Raw genomic sequence first — 15,754 nt, 5'->3', positions numbered from 1 at the left:
AGCGTTAAGCTACGCCTTTATTAAGTAACTCTACCAATTGTAATTGCCCTCCTTATTTATAGGAGAGCTAATAACAATTGATATAAAGGTTTATTATGACTAACAGCACATACCCTATTGGCACACCTGGACAAAAATGGAATAACAGCGATAAAGCCCAGTGGTTAGCACGCCAAAACATTAAACGCAGTTACCAAAACGAAGTCGTAACGCTAATTAATGACCTTAAGAGCACCTTAGATATAGAGCAATACGGCGAGCTTAATTACACCGCTGGCACTTACCCATTATATATATTAAAAACGCCTAACTTTAATGCTAATAAACCAACTGTTTTAATCACCGGTGGTGTACATGGCTACGAAACCAGTGGCGTACATGGCGCACTTAGGTTTGCTAAGACATCGGCTATGCAATATTGCGAACAGTTTAATATTATTGTTGCACCCTGCATTAGCCCTTGGGGATATGAGACTATAAACCGCTGGAACCCAGATGCTATTGATCCTAATCGCTCATTTTACGAGGGAAGCCCAGCTCAAGAATCAGCCGCTATTATGGCGTTTGTAAAATCATTAGGTACTGACTTAATCGCTCATATTGATTTACACGAAACAACAGATAGTGATAACAGTGAATTTAGACCCGCACTCGCTGCGCGTGAAGGCACTACAAATACTAACTGGAACATACCTGACGGGTTTTATTTAGTTGCAGATACCAAAAAGCCTGAGCCGGAGTTTCAAAAAGTCATTATAGAAAGCGTTGCAAAGGTAACTCATATTGCACCGAGCGATGAAAATAACCAGCTAATAGGCGTACCTCAAGAGCAATTTGGCGTGATTAACTATGCAGCACGCGATTTAGGTTTATGTATGGGCTTTACTGATGCACCCTATGTAACCACTACCGAAGTGTACCCAGATAGCCCAACTGCCACCGATGAAGAATGTATTTTGGCACAAGTAGCCGTTATAACGAGCGCGCTAAATTACATTAAAACCTCTATATAAGATTAATCACCCCTTCAAATACGGGTATTCATTAAATTCGATACCCGTTAAAACAACTATGCACAAGTAACAACTTAACAACTTAACAACTTAACAACAAAAAATAACCCAAAAGAACTGGTTTTATTGAATTTAAAGGTATAAGGTTAGCCTTCCCTCAAATTCAAGGAGTATACATTGGGGTTTAAAAATAAATATGGACAGGTAAGCCTTTACACTGAAAATAACGTTGTTATCGCTCACTTTACGGGATACATCACCTCAGGGCTTCTTCGTGCGTTTAAAATTGAACTATGCGAAAAAATAAAGTCACTCAAAAATCAGCCTTGGGCCTATATTAGTGATTCTTTTGATGTTTTGGCTGCAACGCCTGAGGCAGAAAAAGAAATGATAGATATTAGCCATTTAATGAAAGCAAACAACTGCCTAAGTAGCGCGTTTGTACTCACATCAGCTATCGCTATAAATCAAATGAAGCGCATTTTAGAGTGTGCAAAAAGAAACGTTAATTTTAGTGAGTGCATATTTACCGATTTAGATAGCGCTAAACAGTTTATCTCTCACAACTTAAAAAGTAAGCAAGGCCAACTGATATAAAATAATTGACCTTGCTTTATCAATCTTAGTTTTTGTAAAACTGACTATCTTTGGTTATCGTAATGCTGGCGTTTTCTTGCGCTGTTACAATAAATTGTAACTTACTCACTTTACGCTCAATATCGTAACCATCGGCTGTTACAGTAACGGGGACTCTTTTCATCGTCCCAGGCTTTACAAGCGTAGCTCTCGGACTTGAGAGCGTTGCTCCTGGTAAACCCTCTATGGCAATACTGTAATGCAGTGCTTGCTGCGTTTTATTAATAATAGTAAGTGTATAAGGGTTTTCTACAAGGCCCTCGTAGTTCACTCTATAAAGCGCATTCCTATCGCGTAGTACTGAGGCTTCTATTGGTGTACGTTGCAGCATCCATGCAAACATAGAAATGATTAACAAAGCCGTTAATGCGCCGTACCCTACTAGTTTTAACCTAAATGGATTGGTTTTTTTACCTTCCATTTGTTTTTCACTCGCGTATTTAATTAAGCCTTTTTCGTAACCAAATTTCTCCATGGTATCGTCGCAGGCATCAATACATAAGCCACAGTTTATACATTCATATTGCAATCCATTTCGAATGTCTATTCCTGCAGGGCATACCTCTACACACAAGTTACAGTCTACACAGTCACCTAAGTTAAGCTCTTTTGGATCAGCTTTGCGTTTACGTGGCCCTCGGCTTTCACCTCGCTCGTTATCATATGTAACAAGCAACGTATCTTTATCAAACATAACAGCCTGAAAACGAGAATAAGGGCAAGCAATTGTGCACATTTTTTCGCGTAAAAACCCTGCATTGCCATAAGTACAAAAAGCGAATAAAAACACCCAAAAGCTCGTTATACCTGACCATTCAAACGTAAGCATTTCCATATACAAACTTTTTGCCGGAATAAAATATGCCATAAACGAGGTCGCAGTTAAAACTGAAATAATAATCCACGCACTGTGCTTAGTTATTTTTTTGCGCCAAGTGCTTAGCGTCCACTGTGATTTATCTAATTTCATTCGCTGATTTCGAGTGCCTTCTATGCGTTGCTCTACCCACGAAAACATGAGCATCCATATAGTTTGCGGGCACGTATAACCACACCAAACCCGACCAAGCCAGTTAGTTACAAAAAATAATGCAAAAGCCCCCACCATAAATAGCAGAGCTAAAATCATAAAATCTTGAGGAAGGAGTGTTAGACCAAAAATAGTAAAGGTTTGCGTTGCCACATCAAGCAGCACAGCTTGTTGTCCGTTATATTGGATCCACGGTATTGCAATAAAAGTTAGCATTAACAGCCAACCTAAATTACGGCGTATGCGCTGAAAAAAGCCTTTTTGCTCGCGGATATAAATTGGCCCTTCGGTGTTATAGGGCTTAATGATCATGTCTTCTTCTTTGATATCAAACTTCATAGTACTTGCTTCATAATGACGGGTATTAAGCAAGTACTTGCAACTTTCAGACCAAGCTGAAACTTTATTTACATCATTGATATTAAACAGTTTATTTCAACGCAATAAAATAAAATTCGCGACATTAAACGCGATTCGCGATATATCACGATTTTTTAGTGATTCCTAACTTTCGCATTTTTGAGCGTAGTGTACTCTCAGGTAAGCCCAACTTAACTGCTGCCCCTTTATCACCCGATATTTGCCAGTGCGATAACGCGAGAACAGAGGTTATATGCTGCTTTTGGGCCTCATCAAGCGTAAGTGAAGGGTTAATAACTACTTCACCACCCGCTTGCAAAGGCTGACTTAGCTGTAGTACAGCCTGATTAGATAAAATAGCTTCGCGTTCAAGTACATTTTGCAGCTCTCTAATATTGCCTGGCCAATTGTAGGCTTGCAGCTGCGTAATTGCTTTTTTACTTAGCCCTTTTAAATGTTTACCCAGTCGTTTATTTATCTGCGCAATTAAATTAGCGCATAAATAAGGAATATCCTCTTTTCGATCTTTAAGGGCGGGTACTTTTATAGGAAATACATTAAGCCGATAATACAAATCAATTCTAAACGTGCCTTTTTGTACCATTTCCCACAGGTCGCGGTTAGTCGCTGCAATCACTCTAATATTTACTTTTAGCGTATTGCTGCCACCCACACGTTCAAACTCTTGTTCTTGCAGGACTCTCAGTAATTTACTTTGCGCCTCAAGTGGAAGCTCTGCTATTTCATCTAAAAACAAGGTGCCTTTATCAGCAAGTTCAAAACGCCCTTTACGGCGTTCATTTGCACCTGTAAACGCGCCTTTTTCATGGCCAAAAAGTTCCGATTCTAGCAAACTTGGGGTAAATGCGGCGCAATTTACTTTTATAAAGGCTTGTTCGCTACGCTTGCTTAGTCGATACAAATTACGAGCGACTAATTCTTTACCCGTGCCATTTTCGCCAAGTATAAGCACTGTGCTGTCGGTTTCACTTACCAGTTTTATTTGATCTAACATGGTTTGAAATATATGACTTTGTCCAACTAGCCCTGAGTCTTGCCAATCTTCGTTAAGTTCTGCAATTAAGTAGTTGTTTTCATCTTTGAGCTGCTCACTTAAATGATTTACTTGCTCAAGTGCCTCTTGCAAAGCATTTTGTGTTTGTTGTTGCAGTGATATATCGCGAAATACCGCTACAGCACCAATTAACTCATCATTTTTATAAACCGGTGTTGAGGTGTATTCCACTGCAAATGAGCTGCCGTCTTTACGCCAAAAAACTTCATTTTTAACTTCACGACGTTTGCCGTCAAACATGGTGCAATATATTTGGCATTCATCAGCGGGATAAGGTGTGCCATCAGCATGAGTATGGTGATGATATTGGTGTATTTTTTTACCTAATAGTTCGTCAGCGCACCAACCTGTCATGCGCTCAGCGGCAGGATTAACAAACACCGCATTACCCGACAGGTCAAAACCGTATATGCCCTCACCTACTGCGTTTAGCAATAATTTAGGATCGTTTAAAAATTGTTTTATCATAAATGTACCTCGCGAAATATCGCGAGCATTATGGCAATTTTATACATTAAGTGCACTCATTACTTAAAATGCACTTACGTGTAAATTAAAACGCTATAAATAGTGCTGAAATAGCGTTTTTACATCTATTTTTGCACCTAGCCTTGCGGCTATTAAGTAAAGTCCTGCAAGTTTTCGGTGAATAAATAGCGCATCAACGGGCGGTGTATGCCATTGCTGAGATTGCCCACTAAGAGCAAGCCCTGCATTTTTAATTTTGAGCGCTAGTTCGCTATTTTTAAAATCAAACTCCCCTTCTGCTCTCAGTGGCTCGCACGCCATTAAGAATAAATCAATGACGTTGTTTTTATACTCATCAACTAAGTCATTTTTAAAATAACCAATGTGTGAAGCCGCTCTAAGTACACCTTCTCTGTTGTTTTCACTACCCGCTTTAAATAAAGCTAAATAAGCGCGGCTAAGCTCGGTTGACATTTCTCGGGTGGCGCCAAAATCAAATAAAACAATTTTTTGTGTATCAAGCTGATAATGAAAATTGGCAAAATTAGGGTCGGTTTGAATTAATTTAAATTCAAACATTTCTTTAAAAAACAAATCAATCAGTTGCTCTGCAACAAAGCTTTTTTGACTATCAGGTAGCTTTGTAATGCTCTCAATAGGTTCTGCTTTTATATACTCCATAGTTAGCACTTGTTGTGTGCTGTGCTCTGGATATACGTTAGGCACTTTAAAGTGGGGATTAGTTGCTAATGCATTTTTATAACGTATTAAGTACTGAGCCTCACGTTTATAATCAGCCTCGGCTAATAACTGTGCCTTAGCCTCACCAATAAGTGGTTTAATATTAAGATCTTTTGGCAATAATCGAGAAATCGTTAATAAAGAAATAACGTTATCTACATCACTTACTACACTTTTTGCAATACCAGGGTATTGAATTTTAACAGCAAGCTGATCGCCATTTTCTTTATAAGCTAAATGAACTTGCCCTATAGAAGCCGCTGCAAAAGGTCTTAACTCAATATGAGAAAAACGCGCTAGCCACTCATCCCCCCATTGCTCTTTTAACACTTCAACAAGCTGCTTATGAGGCATTGGATTCGCGTCTGAGCGTAGTAAAGCAAGTAACTGAGCCAATTCAGGACTAAGTAAATCACCGGCATCCATTGAAAGTAATTGCCCGAGCTTCATTGCAGCGCCACGTAAATGTGATAGCTGTGTGGCTAGTTTTTCAATGTTTTTAGGTTGTAGTAGTAAGCTTTTATTGTCCCAACCTTTACCGGTTAGCGCGCTCTTAGCGCCATCAACTAACATGTTGGTAGCAACACCTGTTGCGAGTGAGCCTAATTTTGCAAAGCGAGAAAGCCGAGAAGTGGGAACAGTACGAGGAGCCGCCATAATATTAAAACCTAATTAGCCTGAAAGTCAGGCTAATTAATACGTATATTGTAAGTAGGTAGATCTACTTATAGACGAGGTACTAGCTTAATTGCACCTTCAACCACTTTCATATCAAGTGGAAGTTTACTGAGTAGCATCATTTTAGGGTCGTCCATATTTAATGTATAAACAGGGTTAACCGCTAAAAAAGCATTAATAACATCCATTGCTTGGCTATCAAGTGCACCTAAATTACCTTTGAAACCACCGGCATCAACACTCGAATCAAGTAATTTAATATTACGTAAAAATACCGCTTTTTTCTCACTGTCGTAAAATGGGCTGCCTTCAATTTGTAGCTTTAAACGCACTGGGTATTTAAGTGCGAATGCATTAATTTCAGCGCTTGAATCGGCACCAAGCACAACAACATCGCGGTTATCAGGTCCAATATTTACACTTAAGTCGTTTACATCAAACTGAACCGGCAAACCCATTAAGCTTACTTTTTCACTTAACTTTGGTAATTGCTTACCCAGTACAGACTCAACCTCAGAGTTAGTAAATGAATATACTGATATGCCTTGCGTGGTATTACAGGCAGTTAAAAATAACGCTGCAATAATAACTAAAATTCTCATGAGAACCCTTTTGTTTATAAATTAGTGGTACATAAAAAAGCCGCTATTAAAGCGGCTTATTAAAATAGTAACCAGCATATATTACGCTGGTTTTAGTGCATTAAGCTGCAAGTGTCGCTTTAAGTCGCGTTAGTGTGTCAGGTTCAACTGAACCAGCACTGAGCGCTAATAACTGTTTTAAATAATAGTTTAAATCAGCATGTTCGCCACGATGTTTGTCATCTAACATGGCTACTTGTTCTGCCATTCTAAGTGACTTATCACTTGAACTTACGTTCGCTAATATTTCCATGCGCGTAATAAGTTGATCCCTATTTAATGCTGTTTTAAGTGGTGCTTGATACTGACTTGGCAACGCTTCATTGTTTTCAAGTGCTGTAATTAACGCATCTAGATTAGCTTGCTCTGATTTGCTTGTAAGCAATGCAAGTTTATCGTCAATAGCTGCTAGTAGCTTAGTAACTTTTGGCGCTAACGATCTAAATTGCGTGTACCCTTTCACTTTTGTTTCTAGGTCGTGCAACTGTGCTCTTTGATTTACATCGCTAAGTGCTGCTTCAAGCTCAGCAAGTTCTGCAACTGCTTGTTTATCTGACTCATTTTGATCAAGTTTTTGCTGCTCAAATTCACTACTACGTTTAGTAAATGTTTCATCGTTAAATTGACGAAATTTTTGCCATAACGCATTTTCAGCTTTTAAACCTGCAAAACCAATTGTTTGCCATTGCTGCTGCATTTGCTTCAACTCTTGGCACGCAGCGGCTAAATCATCGCTTTGTGATAATTGCTGCGCTTTTTCTACTAATTCATTTTTAAGTAAGGCATTACTTTTATGAAATGCGTTTAATAAAGCCAGTACTTGTTGTTGCTCGCTTTTATAACGATCGTTTAGTGTACGGTATGTTTTAGGATCAACTTTACCTACACTGCGCCACGCTTTGTTTAAACGATTGTATTGGCTTTCATATTGTTTCCAATCAAAGTCATCCTCAGCCGTAGGCTGTAAATGAAGCGCGTGCATGTCGCTAATAATACTTTCGCGTTGTGCTTTTGAGGCCTCGCGTTGTACTTCTTGCTCTGCAAAGTAACTACGACAAGGTGCAAATAACAGCTCGATTTTTTCATCAAACTGCACGCCTTGTTGCTTTTCTTCATCTGTATCTAAACGACCTAACTCATTCCAACGTTTACGTAGTACTTTTACTTGCTCTGCGCGTTGTTGTGGGTCAGTACACTCTTCACTTACTAATGCACTTACTTCTTCTAATAAAGCTTCACGCTTTGGTGCTGCAGCGTATTTTTGCCAATCTTTAGCATCTGCAAGTTGCGCTTCAAGTTCCGCTTTTATATTTACAAGCGGCTGTTGATATTGCTCAGTGAGTGTATTAAATAACTCTTCAAACCCTTTAAACACGCCAAAGGCAACATTAAAACGACCTTCTTCAATTAGGCGTTTAACATCACGAGCTTTGCGTTTTGCTTGGCTTTGGTTTTTTTCAAGTGGCTTAACTAGCTCACTCATTGGTGCTAAAAATTGCTTTTTATGCGTATTTAACTGTGTTTTAAACGTACTTTGCAGTGCACCATCTAAAATATTTAAATGACTACGCGCTGCTTTAAAACCATTATTAAATTCAGTTAGAGTTGCATCGTATTGCGCTAAATCTTCTGCTGGCTTAATTTCGCATAATGCTGCAAAAGCGAGTTTGTACTCTTTAATAGCCGTTGTTAGCTCAGGTAACTTAGCAACTTGAGTAAATAGTTTTTCTAACTTGCTTACAGCCAGTTTAGATTGTGCATTCTTAGCAAGTTCTGTTTCGCTAATAGCTTGCTTAGCTTGCGCTACTTTTGCATCAAGCCAATCTTGCTGAATTTGCTCTGGTGTTTCAAGGCCTAGCTGTAAGGCGTTTTCAATTTCTTCACTTAACGCTTCAACAGTTGCAAGCGCTAGCAATTGGCGCTGTTGTAGCGCTAATTTTTGCTGCTCTTTGTCGTGTACCGCTTTTAGCTGTTCAATGTGTGCATCTAACTTAGTGGTAATCGAAATATATTTTTCGTCAAGAAGCTTAACACGCTCATCACTTAGCCATTTGAGCTCAAGTGCTTGCCACTGGGCCATTAATTCACCGGCTTGTGGATTTACAACACCAAAATCTGTTTTTTCACGTAAGGCATTTAACTTAGCTAAAATAACACGTGTTGCACTTTCAACCTGCAGTGGCATTTCAATTGCTAAACGCTCATTTTCAATATGCGTTTCAAGTGCTGCTTTTGCACCACCATTCGCATGCTTTAATAATGGCTTAATTAATTGATGAGTAATAACAAGTTCAACTAATTGAGTTTGTAGCTCTTCGCTACCTTCTTTAAATGCTTTTTCTACTAGTTTTGGATTTGCTAAACGTTTTAATAATTTAACGCGTACTTGCAGTTCTTTTTCTGCAAACGCTAACTTTTCGAGTGTTTTAACGGGTGCAAAACGCTCTATGTATTCGTTTTTAATTTGCGGTGTTAGTGCACTCTCGCTATTTAAAACAGCATTAGATATTTGAAGCTCTGCTATATCTTTTAATGCTTGATCTTGTTTATACGCTTTCCACCAAAGTGGTAACTCGTTTACTTTTTGTAGTGCTTTGCGGCGTATTTCAGCTGAACTATCTTCAAGTGCTAACGTGTTTAATATGGTTGCATCACGTTCAATGTCTAATTTTTCGATAGCATCAAGACGTACTTGTTGCTTAGGGTGTTTCCATTTCGGTGTAAAAAGGTGCTTAAAGATCATGTTCACTAAACCTAGCTATTTCGTTGTCTGATTTAAATTCTTTTTGTAGTTGAGCTTTTGTCTTTTGGATCATTTCACCATTAGCACCAATCGTAAATTGCTCGTTTGATTGAGCCACTTTTGCTTGATACAACATAACCAACTGCACTGTTTGTTGCTTTTGCTCGTCTGATAAAACGGTACCGTCTGGCCATTTGCCAGTTGATGCACCGTATTGTAAGCGTTCGAATAATTCGGGAGTAATATTTTGTACAAGATTGTCGATATTCATGTCATTTTTTCTTTTTTAGAGTCACTAAAACAATTCGGTTTATAAGATACCAAATACACCCTACGCCAATAGCCGCAGTATAAGCATACCACTGAAGCGTTTTTTCTTGCGGTTGTAAAAAGTACAAACAGAAAAAACCACCTAAAAATAAGATAAGCGCCAAAAAGGAGTGATTTATAAACATCTGCTTTTTTTTAATTCGCTGTTCGCGCTGAAGTTGCAAAACTTGCTCGTCGTTTAGCTCTGCAATGTTGCTTTCGCAATGCGGACATTGCTTATGTTTATCTGAAATTGATTTTGCACATTTTGGGCAACGAATAATCGCCATACTTCTCTCCATACTACGCATAAAAAAAGCGCCTTTCGGCGCCTTTATTGTACTTGTTTTATTTCTCGTTGTCTTTTTTGAATTCAAACCAATAACTAATTTTGGGGCGATAATTTTCTAAGTTGCCCACTAAGTTTAATTACTCTGCGTCTTTTGACTGCTTCTCTAAGCGTTTTTCCCAGAACGTGGCGTTTTTAATGCCTAATTTAACTGGATCAAATATGATTTTTCCGCCTTTTTTCTTCTGTTCTTCATAATCGCTCAAACATAACAAAGCAGGCTTAGCTACGAAGAAAATAGCTAAAATACCTAGTATGTTGATCCAGGCCATTAAGCCAACGCCAATATCACCAATAGTCCAGATATAACCTGAATTGTTTACCATGCCGTATGCAACCATAAACATAATCACAAACTTCACGATAACAAGCGGAATACTGCCTTTAAAATAACGATTTAAGTAAGCAATATTAGTCTCTGCAATAAAGTAATAAGCAAGTATTGTGGTAAAAGCAAAGAAGAACAATGCGATGCCAACAAATGCCTGCCCAAAGCTACCAAATACACTAAATAGAGCCATTTGCGTAAAGGCTGCTGAACCCACTTCAGTGGCTGCATCAACATTTTGAACAATAAATTGCCCTGCTGGTAACTCACCCACAATATTGTATTGCTGCGTTATTAAAATCATTAATGCTGTTGCAGTACACACAAAGATGGTATCAACGTAAACAGAGAAAGCTTGTACTAACCCCTGTTGAGCAGGGTGATCAACTTCTGCAGCGGCTGCTGCATGAGGCCCAGTACCTTGGCCTGCTTCATTAGAATATATACCGCGTTTAACGCCCCAACCAATAGCAGCACCAAAACCGGCCTGCGCAGTAAACGCATCACTAATAATTAAATAAAATATATCACCCACTTTATCTAAATTTAAAAATACTACGATTAGTGCCAATACTATGTAACCAAGCGCCATAAATGGCACTACTATTTGCGTAAAGTTCGCAATACGCTTTATTCCGCCGAAAATAATAAACGCCAAAACAATAAGGATAATTGCCAAAGCGACCAATTTAAAGCTGCCTACGTCACCAAAGCTAGTAGAAACCATATTGCCATCGCCAAACACTTGAGTAAACGCATTACCTACCGCATTTGCTTGTACGCCTGGCAGAAAAACACCACATGCAATAATTGCCGAAACAGCAAATAAAACAGCTAGCCATTTTTGCCCTAAACAACGGTCAAAATAATACGCTGGACCGCCACGATATTGCCCGTTTTCTTCTGTTTTATAAATTTGGCCTAAAGTAGATTCTGCATATGCGGTACTTGCACCTAGAAAAGCAACAACCCACATCCAAAAAATAGCACCTGGTCCACCAAAACCGATAGCTGCTGCAACACCTGCAATATTACCTACGCCAACTCGTCCAGACAACGATACTGCAAGGGCTTGAAAAGATGAGATACCTTTATCAGACGTGTTTGGACTAAATAATAACTTACACATTTCTTTAAAATGTCTAACTTGAGCAAATCGAGTTAATACTGAATAAAACAAGCCTGCGCCTAGGCATAAATAGATGAGTGCATTACTCCAAACAACATCATTAACAGCGCTTACAAAAGCTTCCATGGATATCCTCTATAGTTATATTTATTATTTTTAATTACGAGACTCTGCTTTAACTACTACGCAACATAAGTTTCACGAAATAAGGTTTTACCTCTCCCGTCCCGACTCATTATTTAATTAATCTTAACTTAAGTACCCCAACTTTGTTAACACTTAATTTTCAAAATATCTAATTATGTAGCTATTGCAAGGCACTGCATCAGCAGTATTTAAAGGAAAGTAGATTGATTTGTACCGATACGGTGATGATACGCGGCGAAGAAACGTTAAAAACGTTTTGGAATGAAGTTGCTATATGATTATTATTTTTTGTAAAAGGGGTTTTACTAAAAGCAAAAAGGGCATCAAAACTATTGATACCCTTCAAATAAATGTTTTATCTTAAATTATCAACAACATTAACAATTGCCGCTAACGTATCTTGACCAAATTGATACGAACGACGGCCTGACCAGCCATAGTCTGGATCAGGTAAATCGTTGTTGTCTTTAAATGGCATTTCAATTGTGTACGTTAATGCTTTGAATTCTTCAGCAGTAGCTGATGAACCTACCGTAAGGTTAGCTTTGCCGGGCTCATCTTTTGGATAGCCATGCTCATCTTGAAACTCTGGTGTAATAGTTAAAAGCGCAGCTTTAAAGCTATCTTCAAGGCCTTTAAGACGAGCATCATAACTTGGAATACCTTCACTGCCTGCCACAAAGTTATACGGAATAGCTTCATCGCCGTGTATATCTAAGTGCATATCTAAGCCAGCTTCGCGCATTTTATTTAGTACTAGGTAAACCTCAGGGCTATTTTCCATGCTTGGTGTCTGCCATTCACGGTTTAAGTTAACGCCTTTAGCATTAGTACGGAGATGTCCGCGTGCGCTGCCATCTGGATTCATATTTGGCACAACGTAAAACACTGCTTTTGATAGAAGCGCAGCTGCATGTGGGTCTTCGTCATCAAGAAGTTTGTGCAGTAGACCTTCAACATACCACTGCGCCATTGTTTCACCTGGATGTTGACGTGCTGTGATCCAGATGTTTTTCTTATCTTCACTTGGCTCACCAATTTTGAGCACACTCATATCGCGGCCATCAAGTGTTTCACCAAGCGTTATTAATTGGCAAGCGCCTTGGCTTTGTGCCCAAGACAATAAATCTAAATGGCGGTCGTAACTGTATGGCGCAAAGTAAGCAAAATACACGCTGCCGCACTCTGGTTCAATTTCAAAGCTTAATGTGCCATTTTCATAGCTTGATGGTACACGAAACCATGTTTGGCGGTCATATGATGCAACGGCTTGATACCCTTCCCAACCATCTGGGTAAGCTGATTTATCAAGCTCATTAATATTTAACTTATGCAATTGGTAAGGCGTTGTTTCAAGACGAAAGTGAAACCACTGATAAAATTCAGACTGGTGATCTTTATTAATTTCTAATTGAATATTTAAAGGATCGGTGGCTTCAATAACTTTGATATTACCACTGTCGAAATTGCTGCTGATTTTCATGAAAAAACCTTTAGGTTGAATAAGTTTATCTGCTTATTAATTCACAGAACTGACATTATTTTGTAAATAGTAAAACGAATGTGCATTTTCTTAATTAAAGCCTATCACAAGGCATACGCTTTAAAAATAATACACGACCAAAAAAGCCAGCAACATGCTGGCTTTTAAGTCACTGCAAATAAATTAGCGAGGTAAGCTTGGGAATGACACTTCGGCCATATCGCGCATACAACGAACTACTTGGCAGCTGTAACCAAACTCATTGTCGTACCATACATATAAAACAATACGGTTATCTTCAACAATCGTTGCTTGTGAATCAACAACACCTGCGTAACGGCTACCTACTAAATCGGTAGAAACAATTTCCGTTGATGCTGTGTAATCAATTTGGTCACGTAAGTCTGAATGAAGTGCAGTATCGCGTAAAAATGCGTTTAGCTCTTCAACTGATGTGCTTGTTGCTAAGTTAAGGTTCAAAATAGCTAGCGACACATTAGGTGTAGGTACGCGGATTGCGTTACCTGTTAATTTGCCTTCAAGCTCTGGTAATGCTTTTGAAACCGCTTTTGCAGCCCCTGTCTCAGTAATTACCATGTTAAGTGCTGCGGCACGGCCACGGCGCTCTGCTTTGTGGTAGTTATCAATAAGGTTTTGATCGTTCGTGTACGAGTGTACAGTTTCAACATGGCCATTATTAATACCAAACTTATCGTTTAGTGCTTTAAGCGTTGGTGTAATTGCATTGGTTGTACAGCTTGCTGCACAAACAATTTTATCTTCAGGTAAAATATCTTTGTTATTAACACCATATACGATGTTTTTGATATTACCTTTTGCAGGAGCTGTTAATAATACTTTTGCAGCGCCCTTACACTCTAGATGCTGGCCAAGGCCCGCTTCGTCTTTCCAAATACCGGTGTTATCAACAATTAATGCATTGTCGATACCATATTGAGTGTAATCAATTTCGCTAGGAGAGTTAGCGTAAATAACCTGAATGTAGCTACCGTTGGCTTTAATTGCGTTACGTTCTTTATCAATAGTGATTGAGCCATTGAACGGACCGTGAATTGAATCACGACGCAGTAAGCTTGCACGCTTTTCAAGATCACCCTCTTTACCGCCACGCACAACAATAGCGCGCAAACGTAAATCTGAATATGGACCTGATTTTTCAATTAATAAACGCGCTAGTAAACGACCAATACGACCAAAACCATACAATACAACATCGCGTGGTTCCTTCGCTGGTAAGTCAGCTATTTCTGCAAGTTCATCTTTTACAAATTCTTCTACTGAGCGGCCTTTTGCAGCTTCAGTGAACAAATAACTATATGCAAGCTTACCAATATCAATACGTGCAGAGTTTAATTCCATTTTGCTGATAGCTTCTAAAAATGGGAAGCTTTCACGCAAACGTAACTTAGTGCCTTCAAACTGAGCAACGGTTTTGTGAGATTTGATAATATCGATAGTACTGGCATTTACGAGAGGACGGCCATATACAGCGATTTCGATACCACGATTACGGTAAAGTTTACCAATGATTGGTTGCATGCTTTCTGCGTAATCTTGGCGCTCTTGCCAACTATTTGTGTATTCTAACTCGTGAGATGAGGTCATTTTATTTACCTAAGTTTATCATTTTGAACGGATAGCCTTTAAAAATGCACTATATTTTGAGAGTAATGCACTTCAGGCAGGGCTATTCTAATTTAATCTGAAGTTATTCTCTACTGTTAGGCGTTAAATGATTGCGTTAGAATAACAAGGTAGATATTCATTTGGGGTTAAGGGATGCTTAAAAAAGCAAGTGTACTATTAGGTTTGCTAACGTTGACAGGGTGTGAAGAGCCCTTGACACTCGCACAAGTGTGCAAAGAAACACCTGGCTTTTGTAGCGACTTAAACAAAGACAGCCACTGCAAGGATGAACGTTCTGATGTAATTATCAAACGTTACATAGAATACAAAGACCCTACTGATGAAAATAAATACCAATTACTCAAGGACTTTGAATCCTATAACCAATGTATAACTGTGGCTGCCAAAATTGAACATATTAAGTTAAAAGCTAAAAAAACGTCACGTATTGACGGTCAATTAACGAGCATTAAAGAAATGACTCGCTTATATCAAGATACCCAAAATACGAACCATCCAGGTTTGCTCTACTACCAATGGTCACGAAATAATAACCAAAACGCACTGACTAAATTATTGGCGATAGAAAATGACAAAAGTGTAACGCAAAGTGCCGAAATGCAATTTTTTTTAGCATCGTACTATATTAAGTTCGACGATGAAAAAACCATTGATTTGCTTTATAAAACTTTAGAGCTCAATAAAAAAGACAACGTACCGAATCCTGAAGTGTATACATCACTTATTAGTCTTTTTTATAAACATGATAAATTTAAGCATGCATATATATTTTCTAAAGTAGCGCAAATGTCGGGGATTGAAAATATTGACGTGTTTGAAATTGAGCAGCAATTAATAACGAGTGGTAAAAGCTTAGACAGCCTAGATGTACTTGCAGAGCAAACATTTCAGCAAATAATGGCAGGTGATTTTGTATCTCCTCGAGAGTTTTAATTTATAATCGCAAAAATAACCTA

At 38.6% G+C, this 15,754-nt stretch carries 13 protein-coding genes; 3 read left to right on the top strand and 10 right to left on the bottom strand.

The features are described 5' to 3' along the window. Positions 1-95 precede the first annotated feature (95 nt). Together CXF76_RS13365 and CXF76_RS13360 are read left to right on the top strand one after the other, a co-directional pair. A complete protein-coding gene (locus tag CXF76_RS13365) occupies positions 96-1,013 on the top strand; it encodes a M14 family metallopeptidase (RefSeq protein WP_101163927.1) in 918 nt (305 codons plus the stop codon). A gap of 177 nt (positions 1,014-1,190) precedes the next feature. Further along, complete coding sequence (locus CXF76_RS13360; RefSeq protein ID WP_024590539.1) at positions 1,191-1,610, top strand: hypothetical protein; 420 nt, start codon at positions 1,191-1,193, stop codon at positions 1,608-1,610. Positions 1,611-1,635: 25 nt separating this feature from the next. On the opposite strand, the gene ccoG is transcribed toward CXF76_RS13360, so the two are convergent. From ccoG to CXF76_RS13310, 10 genes are all read right to left on the bottom strand, one after another. After that, positions 1,636-3,018: a cytochrome c oxidase accessory protein CcoG gene (ccoG, locus tag CXF76_RS13355; RefSeq protein ID WP_024590540.1), complete on the bottom strand. Its 1,383-nt coding sequence runs from the start codon at positions 3,016-3,018 to the stop codon at positions 1,636-1,638. A gap of 145 nt (positions 3,019-3,163) precedes the next feature. After that, positions 3,164-4,582, bottom strand: a complete 1,419-nt coding sequence (locus tag CXF76_RS13350; RefSeq protein WP_101163926.1) for a sigma-54 interaction domain-containing protein — start codon at positions 4,580-4,582, stop codon at positions 3,164-3,166. 93 nt (positions 4,583-4,675) lie between these two features. After that, positions 4,676-5,980: an ABC1 kinase family protein gene (locus tag CXF76_RS13345; protein ID WP_101163925.1), complete on the bottom strand. Its 1,305-nt coding sequence runs from the start codon at positions 5,978-5,980 to the stop codon at positions 4,676-4,678. Positions 5,981-6,048: 68 nt separating this feature from the next. Next, positions 6,049-6,603: a DUF1439 domain-containing protein gene (locus CXF76_RS13340; protein ID WP_002960677.1), complete on the bottom strand. Its 555-nt coding sequence runs from the start codon at positions 6,601-6,603 to the stop codon at positions 6,049-6,051. A gap of 100 nt (positions 6,604-6,703) precedes the next feature. Continuing rightward, entirely contained in the window at positions 6,704-9,385 is a 2,682-nt protein-coding gene (locus CXF76_RS13335) for a DUF349 domain-containing protein (protein WP_024590543.1), read from the bottom strand. Further along, positions 9,375-9,656: a YeaC family protein gene (locus tag CXF76_RS13330; protein ID WP_007378333.1), complete on the bottom strand. Its 282-nt coding sequence runs from the start codon at positions 9,654-9,656 to the stop codon at positions 9,375-9,377. Before CXF76_RS13330 ends, CXF76_RS13335 begins: the two co-directional genes overlap by 11 nt. A 1-nt stretch (position 9,657) precedes the next feature. Continuing rightward, positions 9,658-9,984 carry a hypothetical protein gene (locus tag CXF76_RS13325; RefSeq protein ID WP_007580349.1) on the bottom strand — a complete coding sequence of 109 codons (327 nt, stop codon included), beginning with the start codon at positions 9,982-9,984 and terminating at the stop codon, positions 9,658-9,660. A gap of 139 nt (positions 9,985-10,123) precedes the next feature. Then, a complete protein-coding gene (locus tag CXF76_RS13320; protein ID WP_010554016.1) occupies positions 10,124-11,626 on the bottom strand; it encodes an alanine/glycine:cation symporter family protein in 1,503 nt (500 codons plus the stop codon). Between the two features lie 376 nt (positions 11,627-12,002). Then, positions 12,003-13,130 (bottom strand): M14 family metallopeptidase, encoded by a 1,128-nt coding sequence (locus CXF76_RS13315; RefSeq protein ID WP_101163924.1) that lies wholly within the window; start codon positions 13,128-13,130, stop codon positions 12,003-12,005. Between the two features lie 183 nt (positions 13,131-13,313). Continuing rightward, positions 13,314-14,756: a glyceraldehyde-3-phosphate dehydrogenase gene (locus CXF76_RS13310; RefSeq protein ID WP_010554014.1), complete on the bottom strand. Its 1,443-nt coding sequence runs from the start codon at positions 14,754-14,756 to the stop codon at positions 13,314-13,316. Between the two features lie 174 nt (positions 14,757-14,930). Between CXF76_RS13310 and CXF76_RS13305 the strand changes: the two genes are divergently transcribed. Beyond that, positions 14,931-15,731, top strand: a complete 801-nt coding sequence (locus tag CXF76_RS13305; RefSeq protein ID WP_024590545.1) for a DUF2989 domain-containing protein — start codon at positions 14,931-14,933, stop codon at positions 15,729-15,731. Positions 15,732-15,754 lie beyond the last annotated feature (23 nt).

Source organism: Pseudoalteromonas sp. 78C3 (assembly GCF_002836695.1).
Taxonomy (GTDB): domain Bacteria; phylum Pseudomonadota; class Gammaproteobacteria; order Enterobacterales; family Alteromonadaceae; genus Pseudoalteromonas; species Pseudoalteromonas arctica.
The sequence above is the reverse complement of the archived record's forward strand: the minus strand, read 5'-3'. Positions and strand labels throughout refer to the sequence as shown.

Excerpts from the sequence above, each read along its gene's own strand:
- ccoG (WP_024590540.1), bottom strand. The coding sequence starts at position 3,018 with ATGAAGTTTGATATCAAAGAAGAAGACATGATCATTAAGCCCTATAAC.
- CXF76_RS13305 (WP_024590545.1), top strand. The coding sequence starts at position 14,931 with ATGCTTAAAAAAGCAAGTGTACTATTAGGTTTGCTAACGTTGACAGGG.
- CXF76_RS13340 (WP_002960677.1), bottom strand. The coding sequence starts at position 6,603 with ATGAGAATTTTAGTTATTATTGCAGCGTTATTTTTAACTGCCTGTAAT.
- CXF76_RS13335 (WP_024590543.1), bottom strand. The coding sequence starts at position 9,385 with ATGATCTTTAAGCACCTTTTTACACCGAAATGGAAACACCCTAAGCAA.
- CXF76_RS13365 (WP_101163927.1), top strand. The coding sequence starts at position 96 with ATGACTAACAGCACATACCCTATTGGCACACCTGGACAAAAATGGAAT.
- CXF76_RS13320 (WP_010554016.1), bottom strand. The coding sequence starts at position 11,626 with ATGGAAGCTTTTGTAAGCGCTGTTAATGATGTTGTTTGGAGTAATGCA.
- CXF76_RS13350 (WP_101163926.1), bottom strand. The coding sequence starts at position 4,582 with ATGATAAAACAATTTTTAAACGATCCTAAATTATTGCTAAACGCAGTA.
- CXF76_RS13315 (WP_101163924.1), bottom strand. The coding sequence starts at position 13,130 with ATGAAAATCAGCAGCAATTTCGACAGTGGTAATATCAAAGTTATTGAA.
- CXF76_RS13330 (WP_007378333.1), bottom strand. The coding sequence starts at position 9,656 with ATGAATATCGACAATCTTGTACAAAATATTACTCCCGAATTATTCGAA.
- CXF76_RS13345 (WP_101163925.1), bottom strand. The coding sequence starts at position 5,980 with ATGGCGGCTCCTCGTACTGTTCCCACTTCTCGGCTTTCTCGCTTTGCA.
- CXF76_RS13325 (WP_007580349.1), bottom strand. The coding sequence starts at position 9,984 with ATGGCGATTATTCGTTGCCCAAAATGTGCAAAATCAATTTCAGATAAA.
- CXF76_RS13310 (WP_010554014.1), bottom strand. The coding sequence starts at position 14,756 with ATGACCTCATCTCACGAGTTAGAATACACAAATAGTTGGCAAGAGCGC.